This window comes from Dietzia timorensis, from assembly GCF_001659785.1.
In the GTDB taxonomy this organism is placed as follows: domain Bacteria; phylum Actinomycetota; class Actinomycetes; order Mycobacteriales; family Mycobacteriaceae; genus Dietzia; species Dietzia timorensis.
Genome location: NZ_CP015961.1, coordinates 1,178,478 through 1,198,109, shown reverse-complemented (window position 1 = coordinate 1,198,109; position 19,632 = coordinate 1,178,478). Strand labels below are relative to the sequence as shown.

General features: G+C 63.3%; 19 protein-coding genes and 2 pseudogenes. 12 read left to right on the top strand and 9 right to left on the bottom strand.

Translation table 11 applies throughout. The features are described 5' to 3' along the window. Positions 1-14 precede the first annotated feature (14 nt). Positions 15-1,148 carry an ABC transporter substrate-binding protein gene (locus tag BJL86_RS05500; protein WP_156515321.1) on the top strand — a complete coding sequence of 378 codons (1,134 nt, stop codon included), beginning with the start codon at positions 15-17 and terminating at the stop codon, positions 1,146-1,148. Between the two features lie 100 nt (positions 1,149-1,248). Here the strand turns inward: BJL86_RS05500 and nrdF are convergent, their stop codons facing one another. From nrdF to ykgO, 5 genes are all read right to left on the bottom strand, one after another. Further along, positions 1,249-2,268: a class 1b ribonucleoside-diphosphate reductase subunit beta gene (gene nrdF, locus BJL86_RS05495; protein ID WP_067474978.1), complete on the bottom strand. Its 1,020-nt coding sequence runs from the start codon at positions 2,266-2,268 to the stop codon at positions 1,249-1,251. Positions 2,269-2,343: 75 nt separating this feature from the next. Next, positions 2,344-4,449, bottom strand: a complete 2,106-nt coding sequence (gene nrdE / locus BJL86_RS05490; protein WP_197487590.1) for a class 1b ribonucleoside-diphosphate reductase subunit alpha — start codon at positions 4,447-4,449, stop codon at positions 2,344-2,346. A gap of 56 nt (positions 4,450-4,505) precedes the next feature. Next, complete coding sequence (nrdI, locus tag BJL86_RS05485; RefSeq protein ID WP_067474976.1) at positions 4,506-4,961, bottom strand: class Ib ribonucleoside-diphosphate reductase assembly flavoprotein NrdI; 456 nt, start codon at positions 4,959-4,961, stop codon at positions 4,506-4,508. Between the two features lie 70 nt (positions 4,962-5,031). Continuing rightward, positions 5,032-5,265 (bottom strand): glutaredoxin-like protein NrdH, encoded by a 234-nt coding sequence (nrdH, locus tag BJL86_RS05480; RefSeq protein WP_067474973.1) that lies wholly within the window; start codon positions 5,263-5,265, stop codon positions 5,032-5,034. A gap of 640 nt (positions 5,266-5,905) precedes the next feature. Next, complete coding sequence (ykgO, locus tag BJL86_RS05475; RefSeq protein ID WP_003852698.1) at positions 5,906-6,028, bottom strand: type B 50S ribosomal protein L36; 123 nt, start codon at positions 6,026-6,028, stop codon at positions 5,906-5,908. 158 nt (positions 6,029-6,186) lie between these two features. On the opposite strand from ykgO, the gene nadE reads away from it, so the two are divergent. From nadE to BJL86_RS05460, 3 genes are all read left to right on the top strand, one after another. After that, entirely contained in the window at positions 6,187-7,059 is an 873-nt protein-coding gene (nadE, locus tag BJL86_RS05470) for an ammonia-dependent NAD(+) synthetase (RefSeq protein WP_082908532.1), read from the top strand. An 83-nt stretch (positions 7,060-7,142) separates the two neighbouring features. Next, a complete protein-coding gene (locus BJL86_RS05465) occupies positions 7,143-7,715 on the top strand; it encodes a dihydrofolate reductase family protein (RefSeq protein WP_067474968.1) in 573 nt (190 codons plus the stop codon). Positions 7,716-7,799: 84 nt separating this feature from the next. Further along, a complete protein-coding gene (locus BJL86_RS05460; RefSeq protein WP_067474965.1) occupies positions 7,800-8,504 on the top strand; it encodes a hypothetical protein in 705 nt (234 codons plus the stop codon). On the opposite strand, the gene BJL86_RS17555 is transcribed toward BJL86_RS05460, so the two are convergent. Together BJL86_RS17555 and BJL86_RS17550 are read right to left on the bottom strand one after the other, a co-directional pair. Then, positions 8,501-8,851, bottom strand: coding sequence for a dihydrodipicolinate synthase family protein (locus tag BJL86_RS17555; RefSeq protein ID WP_231887228.1), 351 nt, complete (start codon positions 8,849-8,851; stop codon positions 8,501-8,503). The genes BJL86_RS05460 and BJL86_RS17555 overlap by 4 nt on opposite strands. A 57-nt stretch (positions 8,852-8,908) precedes the next feature. Further along, positions 8,909-9,403: a dihydrodipicolinate synthase family protein gene (locus tag BJL86_RS17550; protein WP_231887227.1), complete on the bottom strand. Its 495-nt coding sequence runs from the start codon at positions 9,401-9,403 to the stop codon at positions 8,909-8,911. A gap of 156 nt (positions 9,404-9,559) precedes the next feature. Between BJL86_RS17550 and BJL86_RS05450 the strand changes: the two genes are divergently transcribed. From BJL86_RS05450 to BJL86_RS05410, 8 genes and pseudogenes are all read left to right on the top strand, one after another. Beyond that, positions 9,560-10,348 (top strand): SGNH/GDSL hydrolase family protein, encoded by a 789-nt coding sequence (locus tag BJL86_RS05450; protein WP_231887226.1) that lies wholly within the window; start codon positions 9,560-9,562, stop codon positions 10,346-10,348. Beyond that, entirely contained in the window at positions 10,345-11,109 is a 765-nt protein-coding gene (locus BJL86_RS05445; protein WP_231887225.1) for an SGNH/GDSL hydrolase family protein, read from the top strand. Before BJL86_RS05450 ends, BJL86_RS05445 begins: the two co-directional genes overlap by 4 nt. A 175-nt stretch (positions 11,110-11,284) precedes the next feature. Then, positions 11,285-12,814: a CitMHS family transporter gene (locus tag BJL86_RS05440; RefSeq protein ID WP_067474962.1), complete on the top strand. Its 1,530-nt coding sequence runs from the start codon at positions 11,285-11,287 to the stop codon at positions 12,812-12,814. A gap of 30 nt (positions 12,815-12,844) precedes the next feature. Beyond that, on the top strand, positions 12,845-14,530 hold the full coding sequence (locus BJL86_RS05435) for a sensor histidine kinase (protein WP_231887224.1): 1,686 nt from the start codon (positions 12,845-12,847) through the stop codon (positions 14,528-14,530). A gap of 12 nt (positions 14,531-14,542) precedes the next feature. Then, positions 14,543-15,229 carry a response regulator gene (locus BJL86_RS05430; protein ID WP_067474955.1) on the top strand — a complete coding sequence of 229 codons (687 nt, stop codon included), beginning with the start codon at positions 14,543-14,545 and terminating at the stop codon, positions 15,227-15,229. Positions 15,230-15,373: 144 nt separating this feature from the next. Next, positions 15,374-16,660, top strand: a pseudogene (locus BJL86_RS05420) (IS3 family transposase). A gap of 647 nt (positions 16,661-17,307) precedes the next feature. Continuing rightward, positions 17,308-17,967, top strand: coding sequence for a class I SAM-dependent methyltransferase (locus BJL86_RS17840; protein ID WP_075844865.1), 660 nt, complete (start codon positions 17,308-17,310; stop codon positions 17,965-17,967). Positions 17,968-18,490: 523 nt separating this feature from the next. After that, a pseudogene (locus BJL86_RS05410) lies at positions 18,491-18,776 on the top strand (ArsR/SmtB family transcription factor); the annotation flags it as partial. Here the strand turns inward: BJL86_RS05410 and BJL86_RS17545 are convergent. Both BJL86_RS17545 and BJL86_RS05400 read right to left on the bottom strand, forming a co-directional pair. Beyond that, positions 18,745-19,122 (bottom strand): cation efflux transmembrane domain-containing protein, encoded by a 378-nt coding sequence (locus tag BJL86_RS17545; protein WP_082908531.1) that lies wholly within the window; start codon positions 19,120-19,122, stop codon positions 18,745-18,747. The pseudogene BJL86_RS05410 and the gene BJL86_RS17545 sit on opposite strands and share 32 nt — an antisense overlap. Next, the gene (locus tag BJL86_RS05400; RefSeq protein WP_075844864.1) at positions 19,122-19,508 is read right to left on the bottom strand and encodes an ArsR/SmtB family transcription factor; all 387 of its coding nucleotides are present in this window, start codon (positions 19,506-19,508) and stop codon (positions 19,122-19,124) included. Before BJL86_RS05400 ends, BJL86_RS17545 begins: the two co-directional genes overlap by 1 nt. Positions 19,509-19,632 lie beyond the last annotated feature (124 nt).

Genomic DNA, 19,632 nt, shown 5'->3' with positions numbered 1-19,632 from the left:
CTTAACCTGGTGAGGTGCGTAATTTCACTGTTGACCGAGCCCGCCGTCTCCCGTCGCTCGAGGGCGCGAGAAAGGCCGCTCCGGCAGCAGTCGGCCTCCTGGCCCTCGGGGTCGCGCTGAGTGCCTGCGGCCCCTCGCCAATGGACATGGAGGAACATCCGATCACCGAGTCGACGCCTTCGCGCGCCGCCGGGGAGGAGCTCCTCCGCTCCGGCGACCCGGAGGAGGCCTGCCCGGAGGAGCCGTTGCGCGTCGATTCCGGGTCGACGGTGTCTGTCGCCTCCTCGCCCGGCGATGACGCCGACAAGGTGCGCGTCCCCACCGAGCCCGAGCGAATTCTCGCTCTCGGTTACGGCGCCGCGGACACGGCCTGCGCGCTTGGGCTCCAAGACCGGGTTGTCGCCACCTCGCCTTTGCCCGCGGACGCGAACGCCGTGCTCCCGCCTCGGCTCACATCAGTGCCCATCGCCGATCCGGCGACTTCCGAGTTCTCGTCCCAGGTACGGGATCTCGACCCCGACGTCATCCTCGTAGGCGCCGACGCCGGCGTTACCGCGGCCGAACTACGGAAGACTCTGGGTGACGACGGGGCGCCGATCATCTCCTACGAGGATCCGGGTGCCGAGGTGCCGTGGTCGGAGTCCGCCCGGGTGGCGGCGGCCGCGCTGGGCCGTGAAAAGGCGATGGACACGCTGCTCACCGACTTCATCGGTTTCTACGAAGGCGCCGCGGAGGCTTCCACGCCATCGGATACGCAGGTGTCGGTAGTGCAGTTTGACGGCGGAGAGCCGCGAATCGCGGACCCGGATATCCTCGGCGTGCGTATCCTCACCGCGATGGGCGCGCAGCGCCCGCCGGCGCAGCTTCTCGAAGATGGCGAACCGGTGGATCCGCCGGACTACTCCCCCATTGCCGGCGACGAGCTGTCAGGGGATGTGGTCTTCGCGATCAAGCCACCGGGCCCGAACGGCGAGGCCGAGATGCGCTCGGTCTTCGAGTCCGAGCGTTGGGAGGAGCTGTCTCCTATGAAGAATCGTCGAGTGTTCGTCGTCGAGCCTTCGGTGTGGCAGGGCCGCGGGATCGTCGCCGCACGCACGGCGGTCCAGGACATCGCCGCTAATATCAATCGCTACTCCGCAGACGGATAGTTTGTCCTTTTATATAGGAAACAAGAACGGCGGCGCCGCTCCCTAACGGTCGAATGACCGAGCAGGTAGCGGCGCCGCCGCGAGCCATGTTGGGTGAGTGCTAGAAGTCCCAGTCCTCGTCTTCGGTTGCCACGGCCTTGCCCATGACGTAGGAACTGCCGGATCCGGAGAAGAAGTCGTGGTTCTCGTCGGCGTTGGGGCTCAGCGCCGACAGGATCGCCGGATCGACGTCGGTCTCGTCCTTCGGGAACATCGCCTCGTAGCCAAGATTCATGAGCGCCTTGTTGGCGTTGTAGCGCATGAACTTCTTGACGTCCTCGGTCCAACCGACGGCGTCGTAGAGATCCTCGGCATAGTCCGATTCGTTCTCGTACAGCTCGAACATGAGCTCGAAGGTGTAGTTCTTGAGCTCTTCGCGCTCGGCCTCGGTGAGCTTTTCGAGCCCGCGCTGGTACTTGTAGCCGATGTAGTAACCGTGCACGGCCTCGTCGCGAATGATGAGCCGGATGATGTCCGCGGTGTTGGTCAGCTTGGCCCGCGAGGACCAGTACATCGGCAGGTAGAAGCCCGAGTAGAACAGGAACGACTCGAGAAGCGTCGAGGCGATCTTGCGGTGCAGCGGATTCGTTCCTGCGTAGTCCTCGAGCACGATCTTCGCTTTGCGCTGGAGGAACTTGTTCTCCTCGGACCAGCGGAAGGCTTCGTCGATCTGCGGGGTCGAGCAGAGCGTGGAGAAGATCGTCGAATAGCTCTTCGCGTGGACCGACTCCATGAAGGCGATGTTGGTGTACACGGCCTCCTCGTGCGGGGTGATCGAATCCGGGATCATCGACACCGCGCCGACGGTCCCCTGCATCGTGTCGAGCAGGGTCAGCCCGGTGAACACGCGGATTGTGAGTTGCTGCTCGAGATCGGTCAGCGTCTGCCACGACTGGATATCGTTGGAGACCGGCACCTTTTCTGGCAGCCAGAAGTTGCTGGTCAGACGATCCCAAACCTGGTCATCGACATCATCGGAAACGCGGTTCCAGTTAATCGCCGACACGCGGTCGACGAGGTTGGGGCGAACCCCTTCGGCAGGGCTGTGCGAGCCGGGAGCGTGCTGCTCGGTGGAGGTCACGTGAGGTGCCTTTCTAACGAGGTTGAACCGAAATTCCGCTGGCTTCGGTTACGGAGACATGGCGAGATTTGACGGTCACAGCATGCAGCTGACGCAACCCTCCACCTCGGTGCCTTCAAGTGCGAGTTGGCGCACGCGGATGTAGTACAGCGTCTTGATGCCCTTGCGCCATGCGTAGATCTGCGCACGGTTGACCTCGCGGGTGTCCGCCGTGTCCTTGAAGAACAGGGTGAGCGAGAGCCCCTGGTCGACGTGCTGGGTGGCGGCAGCGTAGGTGTCGATGATCTTCTCGTAGCCGATCTCGTACGCGTCCTGGTAGTAGTCCAGGTTGTCGTTGTTCAGGTAAGGCGCCGGGTAGTAAACGCGGCCGATCTTGCCTTCCTTGCGGATCTCGATCTTCGAGGCCACAGGGTGGATCGAGGACGTCGAGTTGTTGATGTAGGAGATCGACCCCGTCGGCGGAACGGCCTGCAGGTTCTGGTTGTAGATACCGTGCGCCTGCACCGATTCCTTGAGCTCGCGCCAATCCGACTGCGAGGGGAGCTCCACCTCGGCATCGGCAAACAGCTGGGCAATGCGCTCGGTGGCCGGCGCCCACTCCTGATCGGTGTACTTGTCGAAGAACTCGCCGGAGGCGTACTTCGAATCCGCGAAACCGGCGAAGGCGGTGCCTCGCTCGATCGCGATCTGGTTCGAGGCGCGAAGCGCGTGGAACAAGACCGTGTAGAAGTAGATGTTCGTGAAGTCCACGCCCTCTTCAGAGCCGTAGTAGATGCGCTCACGGGCGAGGTAGCCGTGCAGGTTCATCTGGCCGAGGCCGATGGCATGCGACTGATCGTTGCCCTTCTCGATCGACGGCACCGAGGAGATGTCGGTCTGATCCGACACCGCCGTCAGACCACGGATCGCGGTTTCGATCGTCTTGCCGAGGTCCGGGGAGTCCATCGACTTGGCGATGTTCATCGAACCGAGGTTGCAGGAGATGTCCTTGCCGATCTCCGAGTACGACAGGTCGTCGTTGAACGACGACGGGGTCGACACCTGGAGAATCTCCGAGCACAGGTTCGACATGGTGATCTTGCCCTTGATCGGATTCGCCCGGTTTACCGTGTCCTCGAACATGATGTACGGGTATCCGGACTCGAACTGGATCTCGGCGAGCGTCTGGAAGAACTGGCGCGCGTTGATCTTCTTCTTCGAGATCGCCTTGTTCTCGACCATCTCGTTGTAGTGCTCGGACACGTTGATGTCGGCGAACGGCTTGCCGTAGATGCGCTCGACGTCGTACGGCGAGAACAGGTACATGTCCTCGTTCTTCTTCGCCAGCTCGAACGTCACGTCCGGAATCACAACGCCGAGGGACAGCGTCTTGATGCGGATCTTCTCGTCGGCGTTCTCGCGCTTGGTGTCGAGGAACTTGAGGATGTCGGGATGATGGGCGTGCAGGTAGACCGCACCCGCGCCTTGGCGTGCACCGAGCTGGTTGGCGTACGAGAAAGAGTCCTCGAGCAGCTTCATCACGGGGATGACGCCGGACGACTGGTTCTCGATGTGCTTGATGGGTGCGCCGTGCTCACGGAGATTCGACAGCAGCAACGCCACACCGCCGCCGCGCTTGGACAGCTGCAGCGCGGAGTTGATCGAGCGGCCGATGGACTCCATGTTGTCCTCGATCCGCAGGAGGAAGCAGGACACGGGCTCGCCGCGCTGCTTCTTGCCCGAGTTCAGGAACGTCGGGGTGGCCGGCTGGAAGCGACCCGCGAGGATCTCGTCGACGAGGGCCTGCGCGAGGGTTTCGTCGCCCTCGGCAAGTGCCAGCGCGACCATGCACACGCGGTCTTCGTAGCGTTCGAGGTAGCGCTTACCGTCGAAGGTCTTGAGCGTGTACGACGTGTAGTACTTGAACGCGCCGAGGAAGGTCGGGAACCGAAACTTCTGCGCGTAGGCGTTCTCGAAAAGCGAGAGGACGAAGTTGCGCGAGTACTGCTCGAGCACCTCGGCCTCGTAGTATTCCTTTTCCACGAGGTAGTCAAGCTTTTCGCTCTGGTTGTGGAAGAACACCGTGTTCTGGTTGACGTGCTGCAGGAAGTATTCGCGTGCAGCCTCACGGTCCTTGTCGAACTGGATGTTTCCATCGTCGTCGTACAGGTTGAGCATCGCGTTCAGCGCGTGGTAATCCATGCCGCTGGACGCCGTCGATGTGTTTTCTGCCGTTTCCGCGCGGTCTACCGCTGGTGCTACCAAAACTCGTCCAATCCCTTGCGGACGTTGTCCACGTCCTCTTGCGTTCCCATGAGTTCGAATCGGTACAGGTAGGGCACGCCCAGCTTGGCAGCTACTGCCTCGCCGGCCGCACCGAACGATGCGCCGAAGTTGGAGTTTCCCGCCGCCAGGACCCCACGGACGAGGTCCCGGTTGGTTTTATTGGCGAGAAACTTCTTGACCTGTCGCGGTACGTGCGACCCCTCCTTGCCGGTGACCGACAAGCAACCCCCGTAAGTGGGAGTAATCAAAACAAACGGCTCGGACATTTCCGGCATCTGCTCCGAGGAATAGATCGGAATCCGAGTCGAGGCGTAGCCGAGCTTGCTCACGAAGCGTTCGGTATTGCCCGAGACGTTGGAAAAATAGACCACATGCACGGACTTTTCCGCTGCACGCGGGACCGAATCGAGATATGCGATGCGGTTCATATGTGTCGCCTCCAGGACGCTCAGGTCACTTCCCCATGATTTCTGCGCCCGACGTGCGATCGACCGCAGGTCAGGCTGCGGCGGTGGCGAGAGCTTTGATGCGATCCGGACGGTAGCCGGACCAATGGTCCTCGCCTGCCACCACGATCGGGGCCTGCAGGTGGCCGAGAGCCATCACGTACTCGCGAGCGTCGGAGTCCTCGGTGATATCCACGACCTCGTAATCCAGACCCTGCTTGTCGAGAGCACGGTAGGTGGCATTGCACTGCACGCACGCCGGCTTGGTGTAAACGGTGATGCTCATAGCGACTTGAGGCCTTTCTTCACGCACTGGGAACGACGAAACTTCTGTCCGGATGCGGCTCTTGTGATTATTCGAACATCGACGGCGAACCTGTGGAATTCGCGCGCCCTCTATGGAGATTCAACACCTCCACAGGGCCTGGAATTCCCGCCGGCTCGTTGTGTCCGACTCAATGACCGCAACGCCTTCAAACACTACCCGTTGTGTTCAGAAGGTCAACCGACCACGACATATTGGTCTTACACGCATGATATTCCCAGGTCGCCGTCTCACCTTGTGGACCCCCGTTCCGCCATAACAGCGTTTCGAACGACACCGATGTTGTTTCCCGCGCGCCGTTCGAACGCGAAACCCGATACAGAACCCATCATGACGGCGGAGTCCGACAAGATCTTTGCCCACACCTTGTCCACCGTTCGTCCACATCTGGTCCACAGATACGTCCACAGGGTTTCGACATCCGCGTTCGAACGCGCGATTTCGGGGGAACTAGGGGGCACAGCGCGTGCGGGGACACGAAACCTTTCCCAGAGAATGGTTCGACCGGCTAGCGGGCTATTGGCCAGGCGACAAATAAAAGGCGCCCGCCGTCCCGAAGGGGGATGGCGGGCGCCTGTGGCACGTTGGCGTGCCTTCGCTCTTAGCCCTGGCGGGCCTTGAAACGCGGATCCTTCTTGTTGATCACGTAGACCTTGCCGCGGCGGCGCACAACCTGGGCGCCCGGCTTGTTCTTCAGCGACCGAAGGGACTTGCGGACCTTCATGGGGCGCTCCTTTCTGCTAGCCGATATGTCTCTCGTCGCCGCTGCGGCACAGCAACCGGTTTTCCGGTTCGCGCGCACGGCAAAGCGATGACATGGAACTTGGTCATAGTAGCGGCTCGGAAACCCAATTGTCATATCAGCCGCCTAGGATCGACCGCATGACAGACGCTCACTCCCCCGCTTCCGCACCTCGTCCCATGCAGCGCGAAATCGCCGGGGCGCTGCATGTGCAGCCAGACATCGACGTCATAGGCGAGATAAACGAACGGGTCGCGTTTCTCGCAGACTACCTCGCCGCGTCACACACCTCCGGCTTCGTCCTCGGGATCAGCGGCGGGCAGGACTCGACCCTGGCGGGACGGCTGTGCCAGCTTGCCGCCGAAAAGGTCAGGGATGACGGCGGACGTGCGCAATTCGTCGCGGTCCGCCTTCCCTACGGCGTGCAGTCGGACGAGGCCGATGCCCAGACGGCCTTGCAATTTATCCGGCCGGACGAGTCGTTGGTCGTCAATATCAAGGAGGCCGCAGATGCGTCTGCCGCGGCGTCGGCCACGGCCGTCGGCGACGTCGAGGGAGGTGCTGGCGAGATCCGCGACTTCGTGCGCGGCAATATTAAGGCCCGCGAACGGATGGTCGCCCAATACACGGTCGCGGGGCAGCTCGGCATGCTCGTCGTCGGCACCGATCACGCGGCCGAGGCTGTCACAGGTTTCTACACCAAGTACGGCGACGGCGGCGCGGACCTTACTCCCCTTACCGGGCTCACGAAGCGCCAAGGAGCCGCGATCCTGCGGGAACTCGGCGCCCCGGAATCGACGTGGACGAAGGTCCCCACCGCGGACTTGGAGGACGATCGCCCCGCGCTTCCCGACGAGGAGGCACTCGGAGTCCGGTACGCGGAGATCGACGACTACCTCGAGCAGCGCGAGGTCTCCGATGCCATCGCCGAGCGCATCGAGCATCTCTATCGCATATCCCGTCACAAACGGGCAATGCCGGCCGCCCCGCAGGACGACTGGTGGAGGGACTGAGTCCGCGCCGTGTTGAACGCACGCAAGGACAAATCCACGCAGCGGCGGCTCGATAGAATTCGATCCGAATAGAGGAGATCCGCATGCAGCAAATAGTCGTCACCGCGTTCATGTCGCTCGACGGAGTCATGGAGGCACCTGGAGGGGAGCCCGGGTATCGGAACTCCGGGTGGACCTTCAACGGGATCGACTTCGATCCGGCAGCGTACGAGATCAAGGGGCGCGAGCAGGCCGAGGCCGGCGCCCTGCTGCTCGGTCGAAAGTCCTACGAGGCTTTCGCGCCTGTGTGGCCCGAGATGGACGAGTTCGCCGAGTACAACGCGATGCCCCGCTACGTCGTCTCGCGCACGCTTGAGCAGGTGGACGCACGCTGGCCTGCGACGATCCTGCGTTCGGTGGACGACGTCCGTGCGCTCAAGGAGGAGGGCGAAGGCGGCCCGATCATCGTGCATGGGAGCGCCACGCTGGGCGCTGCCCTCGCCGATGCCGGGCTCGTCGACCGCTATCACCTGCTCGTGTTCCCTGTCCTTCTCGGCGCCGGGAAGCGGCTGTTCTCAGAGGAGGACAAGGACGCCACTCGCCTGCGTGTCCGTGAATCGGAGACATACGCCAACGGAATACAGAAGCTGGTGTACGACGTCATCGGAACCGAATAGGCGCACCCTGGCGGGCACCGGAAAGTGGGGCCGGCAAGCCGCAGGCCGTGCGGAATCGGCGCCGGCAAGTTAGCGTTGTGCTCCATGAAACGGTTGACAAGCACAGCAGCACTAGCCGGGCTCGCCGCGACACTGATGGTCGCACCCGCTGCGGCCGCAGCCCCTGGCGACACAGGTTCGCTCACGGTGCCCGAGCGCACGCAGATCGCGGTGGGCACGCCCCTCGGGCCGATCGGCACGCCGGATATGCACGAGGCCAGGCCGGCACTGTCGATCGTCAAGCTCTACATGGTCGACTACATCTGGCAGCACGGCGACGGCACCGACACCGCCGACCTCGAGCGGATGATCAAGGCCTCCGACGACGCCGCCGCGCAGCGCATGTGGGACAAGTACGGCCCGGTTTCGGTATCGGCGCCCGCGGAGGCTTACGGCCTCACCTCCACGTGGCCCGGCGACAACTGGGGCACCTCGTTTACCTCCACCGCGGACGTGACGACCTTCCTCAACGCGAAGATGCTCGACCCCGATACGCCGATTCTCGACTGGATGCGCGACGCGGATCCGGTCGCCGCGGACGGGACCGAGCAGAACTGGGGCACCTCCCAGGTGCCCGGCGTGCGGGGCACCAAGTGGGGCTGGTCGGACTACGGCGACAGCGAAGTCGCCTCGGCGAGCTTCGGCCTGGGCTTCACCATCGCCGCGAACACCTGGGGCTTCCCCGACGACCAGACCGCGGACGTGCTCAATTCGGTCAACCCGGCCGCCGTGATCGCCCCCTCGGCCTAATCTGCCCCGCCTGCGAGACCCAAGCGGTCGACAATTTCGGCTACGCGGGCGGCATCCGCCGCGAAGAGGCCTCGAATCGGCCGAGGCAGGCTCGGCGCTTCGATGAGGCCGAGGTACTCCGCGATCGCGGCGGTGACGCGGAGGCTGCCATGCTCGGCCATGAGATCCCACACCGGTCGCAGTCGTTCCGACGTCGCGAGCGCGGCGTCGGCGTCGCCGGAGAGAGCGGCACGGGTGATCTTGAGCGCCGGCGCGGGCAGCGTGCCGCCGATCACCGAGAACCAGGACTCGCACCCCGCGAGGAGCCCTGCGGCGCCGAATCCGTCCCCGGAAACTCCGAGCGCCACGCTTGAAGGGATACGTTCGCGCAGCTCGGATACGCGCTGCGCCGCCGCGCCAGGCTCCTACGGCACCCCGGGAAGTTTGATCGCGGCGACATTGGCGAGCCGCGCCAGCGCAGCGTACAGCTCGTCGGTGAACTCGAAGCCGGTAGTCGCCGGATTGTCGTACACCACCAACGGAACCGAGAGCTCGCGGTCGACATCCTCGTACAGCCCAAACACATCGTCGACCGTGAGCGGCTGGTAGGACACCGGCGCAAGAAGAACGGCGTCAGCCCCGGCCGACTGGGCGTCATCGACGTGGGCGAGTACATGCTCGGTGCGCAGAGCCCCCACCCCGACGATGACCGGCGTCCCCGCCGCCCGCTCGACGGCCTGCGCGGCGATCCGCGCGCGCTCCGCGCGGTCGAGATACATATAGGAGCCGGTCGAGCCCAGCGCGCCGATCGAGTCGACTCCCGCGGCCACCAGGCGATCGATTAGCCGCGCAAAGGCCCCGTCATCCATGCCATCTCGGCCGACCGGTGTCAATGGAAAAGCGCTGAGACCACGAAACATCTGCTGTCCTCCTCAATCCCCCGGCCCCGGTGCGCCGCGGACCATTCACACGTGCCCGCGCGAACGGGCGTAGGTTACATAGTCGGGTTATATAAGCGACAGTACGTTTCTCGGCGGGATCCGCGTGCTGCGCCGTCATTGGAAAGGACTCTTGCGTTGACTATTCGCTATGTCGCGATCGGAGACAGTTTCACCGAGGGCGTCGGAGATGAGCGACCCGACGGCACGCCTCGCGGCTGGGCCGATCGCCTTGCCGGCGCGCTCGCCGCGGTACAGCCCGCGCCGGTGTATTACGCGAACTTCGCGATCCGCGGGCGCCTTCTCGATCCCATCATCGACGAACAGCTCGACGTAGCGCTGTCGCTCGAACCGCTCCCCACCCACCTCACCCTCAACGGCGGCGGCAACGACATGATGCGCCCGAAGCACGACATGGCGCATCTGGTCGACCTCACCCGGGGAGTCATCGAGCGTTGCTGCGAAGCCGGGGTCACGCCCGTGATCCTCAGCGGCGCGGACCCGTCTTCGCGCCTGCCCATGGGCAAGCTGCTGCACCGCCGGGCCGGAATGCTCACCGACGCGATCTCCGAACTCACCGCCGAGACCGGCACCACGTTCGTCGACGCCTTCCACGACACCGAGATTCGCAAAGCCCACTACTGGTCGGGCGATCGACTCCACCTGGGCCCCGGAGGACACGCGCGCGTCGCCTCGCTCGTGCTCGAGGCCTTCGAACTCTCACTCCCCGCAGACGAGGAAACGGTGGTGACGGAGGCGAAGCGGAGCCCGCTCGGCGAGGCCCGGTATTACCGCGAACATGTCCTACCCTGGGTCGGGCGCCGACTCACCGGACGGTCCTCCGGCGACGGCCGTGAGGCGAAATTCCCGAACTGGACGCACATCGAACGGCCGATAGGGGAAGAAGAGGAGACTCGATCAGCGTGACCATCCGCTACGTCGCGATTGGAGACAGCTTTACCGAGGGCGTCGGGGACGAGTACCCGGACGGGACGCCGCGAGGCTGGGCGGACCGTCTCGCCGAGCAGCTCGCCGAGAACCGCGGCGAGCCCGTGCACTACGCGAACCTCGCGATCCGCGGTCGTTGTCTCGGCCCCATCGTCGAGGAGCAACTCGAGACCGCGCTCGCGCTCGACCCGGCGCCGACGCACCTGTCGGTGCACGGCGGCGGCAACGATTTCCTTCACGCCCGCATCGACGAACGTGCGCTCGTCGAACTCGTGCGCCACGTCGTCAACCGTTGCAACGAAGAAGGAGTTCGCCCGGTACTCCTCAGCGGCGCAGATCCCTCCTCCCGACTCCCCTTCGGCCGGGTTTTCCACCAGCGTGCCGCCGACTTCACCGTCGCGACCAAGCAGGTCGCCGAGGATTTGGGCGCGTCGTACGTCGACGTGTTCAACGATTCCGCCATCCGCGACGCCCACTACTGGTCCCCGGACCGTCTCCATCTCAACCCCGCCGGTCACGCGCGCGTCGCATATTTGGAGATGCGCGAGATCGGCCTCGACTCCGGCGAGGTCGAAGCGCCGCCCGAAGTTCGCCACACGCGAGGAGCGCTCGCAGAAGCGCGCTACTACCGCGAATACGTCTGGCCGTGGGTCGCGCGGCGGCTCACGGGGCGCTCCACCGGCGATAATGTGACCGCGAAGTTCGCGGATTGGAAGATCTTCGAGCCCGCGCGCGGCTAGCGGCGGGCGTTTCCACGGCGTCCGGCGTCATAGGTAAAAAGAGCGAGCAAAACGAGCAAAACGATAGTTACGCGCACAAGCGTGACTGTGACCAGCATTACAACGAGACTTGTGTCACATACCTGCCAGAGCAGAGGCGGGTTCAACAGCACAGAACGATCGAATCGAGTGAGTAATGCTGGTAGTTCTCGGCCTCGCAATGGTCGCCGTATTCATGTACCTCATCATGAGCAAGCGCGCGACGCCCGTCGTGGCGCTTCTCCTCGTCCCCGTGGCCTTCGGTCTCTTCGCCGGAGCCGGCCTCGGGGTCAGCGACATGATCATCGATGGCATCAAGGACCTCGCGCCCACCGCCGCGATGCTCTTCTTCGCGATCATCTTCTTCGGCATCATGATCGACGTCGGTCTCTTCGACCCGATCGTGCGAGGGGTGATCAGGCTCGTCCGCGAGGATCCCGCGAAGCTCGTCGTCGGCACCGCGATCCTGACCGCGGTTGTCTCCCTCGACGGTGATGGTTCGACGACCTTCATCATCGTCACGTCCGCGCTGTTGCCGCTGTACCTCAAGCTCGGCGTCTCCCCCGTCGTACTCACTGTGGTCGCCGGCCTCGCCAACGGCACGATGAACATCCTCCCGTGGGGCGGCCCGACCGCGCGAGCGGCCGCCGCCCTCAATATCGACGTCTCCGAGATCTTCCTCCCGATGATCCCCTCGCTCGTCGTCGGCATGCTCGTCGTCTTCGGCTTCGCCTACCACCTCGGCCTCATGGAGCGCCGCCGCATCGGCAAGATCGAGGTCCGCGAGTCCGTGCTCGTGTCTGCGGCATCGCCGTTCGAGAAGCGCAGCACCGAGTCGGTCGCCGCCGTCGGCGGGTCCACCAGCGAAACCACGTCGTACTCCTCCGTCGCCGTCGCCACGCGCCCCAGCGACACCACCCACGCCAATGACGGCGGACGGCGCACTCCCACCGGCGGGTCCGGGCACGGCTCGGACGCGGGAAGCGATAACGGGACGGGCGGCTCGCGTGGCGGTTCGGACTCCGAGGGCAACGCTTTCGGCGGGGTGCTCGATCCCGACCGCGACACGCTGCGCCCGAAGCTCCTGTGGGTCAACGCAGCGCTGACCATCGCGCTGCTCGTGGTCCTCGGGCTCGACATCGTCGCGATCCCCGTGCTGTTCATGATCGCCTCGGGTCTCGCGCTGGTGATCAACTTCCCGCGCGTCAAGGATCAGCAGGACGCCATTACCCGCCACTCCTCATCGATCGTGTCGGTCGTGGCTATGGTGCTCGCGGCAGCCGTGCTTACCGGCGTGTTCACCGGAACCGGCATGGTCGACGCGCTCGCCCACTGGCTCACCGGCGCGATCCCGGACTTCATGGGGCCGCGCTTGGCGATGGTCACCGGCATCCTGTCGATCCCGATGACCTTCCTCATGAGCAACGACGCCTTCTACTTCGGCGTGCTCCCGATCCTCACCGAGACCGCGGGGCAGTACGGGATCACCGGCGCCGAGATGGCCCGCGCGTCCATCACCGGCCAGCCGGTCCACATGCAGAGCCCACTGGTGCCGGCGATCCTCCTGCTCGTCGCGTTGTCCTCGGTGTCGCTGGCCGACCACCACAAAAAGGTGCTGTGGCGCGCCGTCATCGTGTCTGCGGCGATGCTGCTCGTCGGTGGACTCGTCGGCGTGATTCCGTTCTGATCGCGCTGCGCGTGCGCCTATTCTGACCCCATGACCCAACACGAGATGAAGACGCGACCGGCCCGGCGGGCTGGTCGCGTCTCGCTTGTCGCGCAGATCCTCGTGCTGCAGGTCCTCGTGCTTGTCGCCAGCCTCGCCGTCATCGCCACATGGCAGATCAGCCGCACCGACGACAAGTTGCGCGAAGAGTACGCAGAACGAGCGCTGGCGGTGTCGCGCGCCGTCGCCAGCGACCCGGAAGTCCGGGAAAAACTGTCGGCGACTTCAAGCCTCGATGTTCCACCCGAGGAACTCGTCGGCGGAGACATGCAACGGATGGCCGTCGACATCGCTCGCCGTACGGGCGTGCTGTTCGTCGTCATCGCCAATCGCGAGGGGATCCGCCTCGCGCACCCCGACCTGGACAAGATCGGGTTCCACGTCTCCACCGATCCAAGCGGCGTTCTCGATGGCGAGGAAATCCTCGACACCGACCGGGGAACCCTCGGCGAGTCTGTGCGAGGCAAGGCGCCGGTCCGCGATGTCGACGGACGGATCGTGGGATTCGTGAGCACGGGCATTTCCACGCAGGAAATCGCCGACGAGGCTCGCGGCGATATCGCCGTCACCATCGGCATCGCCGCCTTGGCGTTGTTCGTCGGTATCACGGCCTCGTGGCTGCTCGCGCGCCGTTGGCGGCGCCTCACTCTCGGGCTCCAACCCGACGAACTCGTCGACCTCGTCACCGATCAGCGAGCCGTCCTCGGTTCTCTCGCCGATGGCGTGGTGGCCATCGGGCGCGACGAGCGCCTTCGCGTGATCAACGATCGCGCCCGCGAGTTGCTCGACATTTCGGCGCCTGTCGGAACGCCGAAAGACGAACTCTCCCTCTCCCCTCGTCTTCTCGGGCTTCTCAATGATCCGAATCCGCGACCGATCGCCGCGGGCGTCGGAGAGCAGATCGTGCTCGCCTCCTCGCACAGGGTCACCGTCGACGGGCGGGATCTCGGCGTCGTCCTGTCCGTCATCGACCGCACGGATATCGAGCAGCTGAGCCGGGAGCTCGATTCGATCAAGTCGATGAGCGAGGCGCTGCGCGCCCAGCGCCACGAAACGGCGAACCGCTTTCACGTCCTGTCCGGACTCCTGCGGCATGGGCACAGCGACGAGGCTCTCGAATTTCTCACCGAGATCATCGGGCGGCGTGGCGCCTCGGAGCCCTCCGGTTTGGACAATGTCGCCGAGCCCCATCTGCACGCCTTCCTCGACGCGAAGACGTCGCTGGCGCGCGAGCGCGGCGTGGAGCTGAGCATCGGCGGACAGACGTGGGTTGCCGGCGCTCTCGTCGATCCCGTGGCGGCGACGACTGTCCTCGGTAACCTCGTCGACAATGCCATCGACGCGGCCGCCGGCGACCTCGGCCGGGTCGAGGCCGGCGATGAGATTCGCGCGAAGGTTGAAGCCGAACTTGTCACCGACGACGGCACGTTGTGGATCACGGTGGCGGACTCGGGACCCGGAATCGGATTCGACGATCCGTCGCAGGTATTCACCGAAGGCGCAACGTCCAAGCCGGATGACGTGCCGGGCGGACACGGGATGGGGCTGGCGCTGGCGCGGCAGATTTGTCGCCGCGCCGGCGGTGATATCCAGGTCGTCGACCCGGGCGGCGATCCGGACGGACTTGGTGGCGCGGTATTCGTCGCGGAACTTCGCGACGTGATTTCGGAAGGGTAGGGACGAAAAGCAATGGATTCGACCACGTGCGAGCTGGGCGTACTCATCGTCGACGACGATTTTCGGGTCGCCAGGCTGCACGCCGCTATCGTCTCCGCGATGCAGGGATTCACTGTCGTCGGGCAGGCGGGAACGATCGCGGAGGCACGCGCCGAGCTCGCTGCGGCTCCTCGCGGCACCATCGATCTCGCGCTGCTCGACGTCTATCTCCCCGACGGTTCCGGGATCGATCTCGTCGCCGAGTTCCCTTGCGACAGCTTCGTCGTCGGCGCCGAAACCGATAGCGAGGCGGTCCGCTTGGCGACCCGTTACGGTGCACTGACCTACCTCATAAAACCGTTCGACGACACCGAACTCGCGCGCCGGCTCGCCGGCTACCAGCGCTACCGCGCGCTACTATCCGAGGGCAATATCTGCCAAAGGCGAGTAGACGACGCACTCGCGGCCATTCGATTCGGGACTGCCCGCCGCGACCGCCCCCAGCAGACTTCGCCGACGGAGGAACGAATTCTCGCGCTCTTCACCGAGGCCGGCACCAGTCTCTTCGCCGACGACGTTTCGGAGGCGATCGGCATCGCTCCCCCGACCGCTCGGCGCCACCTCGCGCAGCTTGTCTCCGCAGGGCGACTCAAGATGACGCTGCAGTATGGCGGGACCGGCCGCCCGCGCCAGGAGTATCACCTCGATACCGGCCAGTGAGTACAGTATGACTGTTTGTGCTGTTCGTGCTGTTTGGCGACGTTTTTGTGGTGCCGAGTTGTGTGGTGGTGAGTTGCCGATGACGAGGGTGTCAAGCGCCCCAGGTTTGATACCGCATCCTTTTTAGTTGGAAGGATGTATGTCATGCCGAAGAAGATCGATCCCGCGCTCGGTGAACGCGCTGTCCGGTTGGTGCGGGAGCACCGGTCGGAGTGTCCCTCGCTGACGGCCGCTTCAGCGGCCGTCGCCCGCCAGGTCGGTGTGGGCAACGGTCCGTGCGCCGGTGGGTACTGCAAGCAGATATCGACGACGGGACCCGCGAGGGGGGTGACCAGCGCAGAGTATGCCGAGATCAAACGACTCAAGACGGAGAACAGTCGCCTGCGGGAGGACGTCGCGATCCTAAAGGGCGGGGACGACTTTCTTCGCGGGGAACCAGGCCCCCGCAACCGTTGATGCTGGGCTTCATCGACATGATGAGAGCTAAAAGGTCGCGCGGCCTGGTCGATCATCCGGGTCCTGCGTGAGCAGGGCGTGAAGATCGCCGCGCGCACCTACCGAGCCCACCGGCAAGGCGTCGTTGCGTCGCGAACGATCACGGACGCGCAGGCTCATGATGTAGTCCGTGCGGCAGCGTGGACCGTTGTCGAATGCCACGGGACGATGCATCGTGTGCTGACCCCCGAAGGCCTCTACGGGCGTCGGAAGATGACTGCCCTGATCCGCCTAACCTCGATGCCCGATGCGTCGCGGGGTGCTGTCGACCGTGGCATGCGAGCGCTCGGGCTCTCGGGGATCCGTCGCGTCAAAGGCGTGCGCACCACGATCCCCGGGAAAGACGGGATCCGTGCCGGCGACCTTGTGAATCGCGGCTTCACTGCGCCGCGCCCGGACCACATTTGGGTGATGGTCTTCACCTACTGCCGAACGTGGGCGGGCTGGGTCTAGGTCGCGTTCATCGTCGACGTGTTCTCTCTACGGATCCTGGCCTGGCGCGCGCAGACCGCCAAGCACGTCGAGCTGGTGATGATCCCGCTGCGCATGGCCTTGTCGGAACGAGCGCGTGAAGGGCACCCGATCCGGCCCGAGCAGCTCCGCGCACATTCGAACGCCGGGCTTCAATACGTCTCCCTGGCATACACCGACAAGCTCACGCTCGACGGTATCGCTCCCTCTATCGGGTCCGTCGGTGACGCGTTCGATAACGCACTGATGGAGACGATCAACGGGCTCTTCAAAACTGAGTGCATCCGCACGACGGTGTTCCACGACGGGCCCTACAAGACCATCAGCGACGTCGAGTTCGCGACCGCTGGCTGGGTCGACTGGTACAACACCCGTAAGCTTCACTCGAGCCTCGGCTACATTCCACCCGCCGAGTTCGAGCAAGCCCACTACGCGACCCTCAACCGAGAACCGCAACCCGCATAAGAGCGGCAGAGAACCTGGGGCGCTTCATCTCTACGTGGGAAAACCGCGTAAACCGCCTCGGAAGATTGGATCAGTCTGAATGTCTTTGAATCGCCTGTAAGTGTTCGTGGTGGCCAGCACGGGGCTGGCCACCACGAACACTTACACGCGGTTCACTTAGAACGCTATAGGATTACAAGGCGCCCACTACTCTGGCGACGCGGCAAACCTGATTGCGCAGCATCCTAGTTGTATTCGTATGAACGACGATGTGCAGTCATACGCTGTCGGTGTTGATAGAGCCTACGTAGAAGTCGCTGCAGAGGTGCTTTCCCTCTTATCCGTATCCGGGTCATCCTCGCGTTGGGCGAGGGCGAACGAGCAGTCGGCGGTTTGGTCAGCAAGCTCAACTAGGCCTCTTGGCGTCCGTTGGATACGAGACCATCAAGAACCCGACCGCCAGATTGACAACGCAGCCGCGGGTGTCTCCGAATTTCGCAGCAGTCCTCAGTGTTTCGCCTCGGCCCATGCACCTGGGTATGCGTCGAACACCTCCACAGTGAGATCTGAACTTGTATCTTGGAGGGGACAGGTCGGACGAAAATGAGCCCGCGTCGCTTGGGGTGTCAAGAATAGTGCACGCCGACAGAACGCGAGGAGTATCTAAAATGTCACCAGACGAGACTCTTGCACCTATCCGCGAGGATGAACATTCGCGACGCTTTGCTCGCGCCTACGATTCGGCGAATGCGCGCTCTGAGCGCAAACTCGAAAACGTGCGCTCGTCACTTCTTCGGCACGCGTCGGGCACCGTCATCGAAATCGGGCCAGGCACCGGAACGAATCTAAGCTTTTATACCGGAGTCGAGCATGTCACTCTCGTTGAGCCTTATCAAGCCATGCGAAAAATACTGTCCGGTCGCGTATACACCGCCCAGCACCCGGGACTATTCTCGATTGTCGACGGGCGAGCCGAAGCTATCCCAGCAGCATCACACACGATCGACACAGTCGTTTCAACCCTAGTGCTGTGTTCTGTCCCTGAACTCGACCGAACACTCACTGAAATCCGGAGAGTTCTCAAGCCAGAAGGGAACCTTGTGTTCCTTGAACACCATGTCGGCGTCGGCCTTAGAAGTAGAGCCCAGCACATACTCACCCCATTGATGAGAAAGTACGCCGCCAACTGTCACCTGGACAGAAACACACCTCAGGCAATATCGGACGCGGGCTTTTGCGTACAGCGAATGATCACGATCCCGACAGATCTGTCACTTCGTGTGCTACCAAACTGGCCATTGACAGCTGGCATCGCGACCCCATCCTGACCAAAAGGGGCGAGGCTGCGGTGGCCCGACCTGCGTGCGCCGACAGCAAGACGTCCAACCGAGCCACCAGCCGGACGGAACCTCGAGAATGCTGCACGTAATGGCGACACTCTGACCTCCCCTAAGGGTCGGTTTCCAGCCTCCTCGCCGTGAAGCAATCACCTCCAACAGCTCTAGCCACTCAACGCATCGTCAACTTGCACGTCGCGGCAGCAGCAATCTGGATATCGATCACAGGTACGCACGATCATGCACCGATCGACTACACATCCACAGTCCGCACAGGCCATCCCGTGCCCTTATACTATCGAGCGTCGTCGACCATGACGTGAGCAACGAGCTTCTTCCCGCATCGGCAGCGCCGACCTATCCGCCGGTATCTCGCGTCTACTGTCAGGTCTCTACGATCGCACGGTGCCCCCTTTATTTCGTAGTCCCCTTTCTTCTCTTCGGCCATCGCAGATGGTTCAGTATCTGCTGTATAGTTCATTCGGTATTGACTGTTGCTTCTCGTGTGGACGTGATGCACCGGTTGGGTCGAGCGATGGCCGATACGACCCGCTCTCGAATCCTATTGACCTTGCTGGATAGAGCATCCTACCCGGCAGAACTCGCCCGGGGGTGGAATTGACACGTTCCAATGTGTCGAACCACTTGGCGTGTTTGCGGGACTGCGGTATCGCGGTGGCCGTGCCCGAGGGACACCAGATTCGGTACGAGATCGCCTCGCCGACCCGCATCTGGCGTGGACGCTGAACGCACTGCTCGAGGTGCCCCTTACGGCCGACACGAACACCCCGTGCGTAGATACAGTCGAGCAATTCCCTCGACAGCGGTGTAAATGCCCATGGCCAATAGCAGCGTTGCTTGTCCCAGAGCTGCCACGACCTCAATTCGGGCAAAATCCCAGGTCCGTTTACCAGTTGCAGGCCGAAGCATCGCCGTTGCAGCTATGAAGGCAACGAGTAGTCCCGATGCGTCCACCAGAGCGTGCGCCGTGTCTGTCAACAGCGCGAGATTCCCCGTTAATACCGCGCCGACAGCCTGCGCAAGCACAATGATCGCCGCTATCGCAAAAGCAATAGCCAATCGGCGACGAGATCCTGAGCCCGAAAGGGACGAGTGACTATGTCCACGGGAAGATTCCGCACTCATTACGGCTCGACTCCCGTCGCATCTTGCTGATTGCTGTGCAATTGATGCTCCCGCAGTGACAAGCTCACTCTTGAATTAACGAGCAAGCAATCCGCAGAAGCCAAGAGAGTGCCCAACCGCTCTTCATCTGCAATGGAAAACCAGGAGGCCCTACCCTCTGCCCGGACTGTTACAAGCCCACAATTGCGCAAACACGAGAGGTGCTTACTCACAGTGGACTGCGCAAGATTTATATGCTCTACGAGATCACGAACTCGAAGCTCGCCATTAGACAAGTGCTCGAGAACCGCCAACCTCGTTGACTCCGCCAAGGCATGAAATAGCGCAGCAAGCAAATCTCCAGAGACAGCCGGCGGAGAGGGTTCAAAAACCTCATTGTTCGACACATGGCGGTGATATCGTTAAATAGCGATTACAATCACGGCCCGTTCCGCCGTCGTCTTCAACTAGCGTATGTAGCCATAAGTTCGCCTACGACTACATACCGTTAACGACTCTCCGAGTCCAATC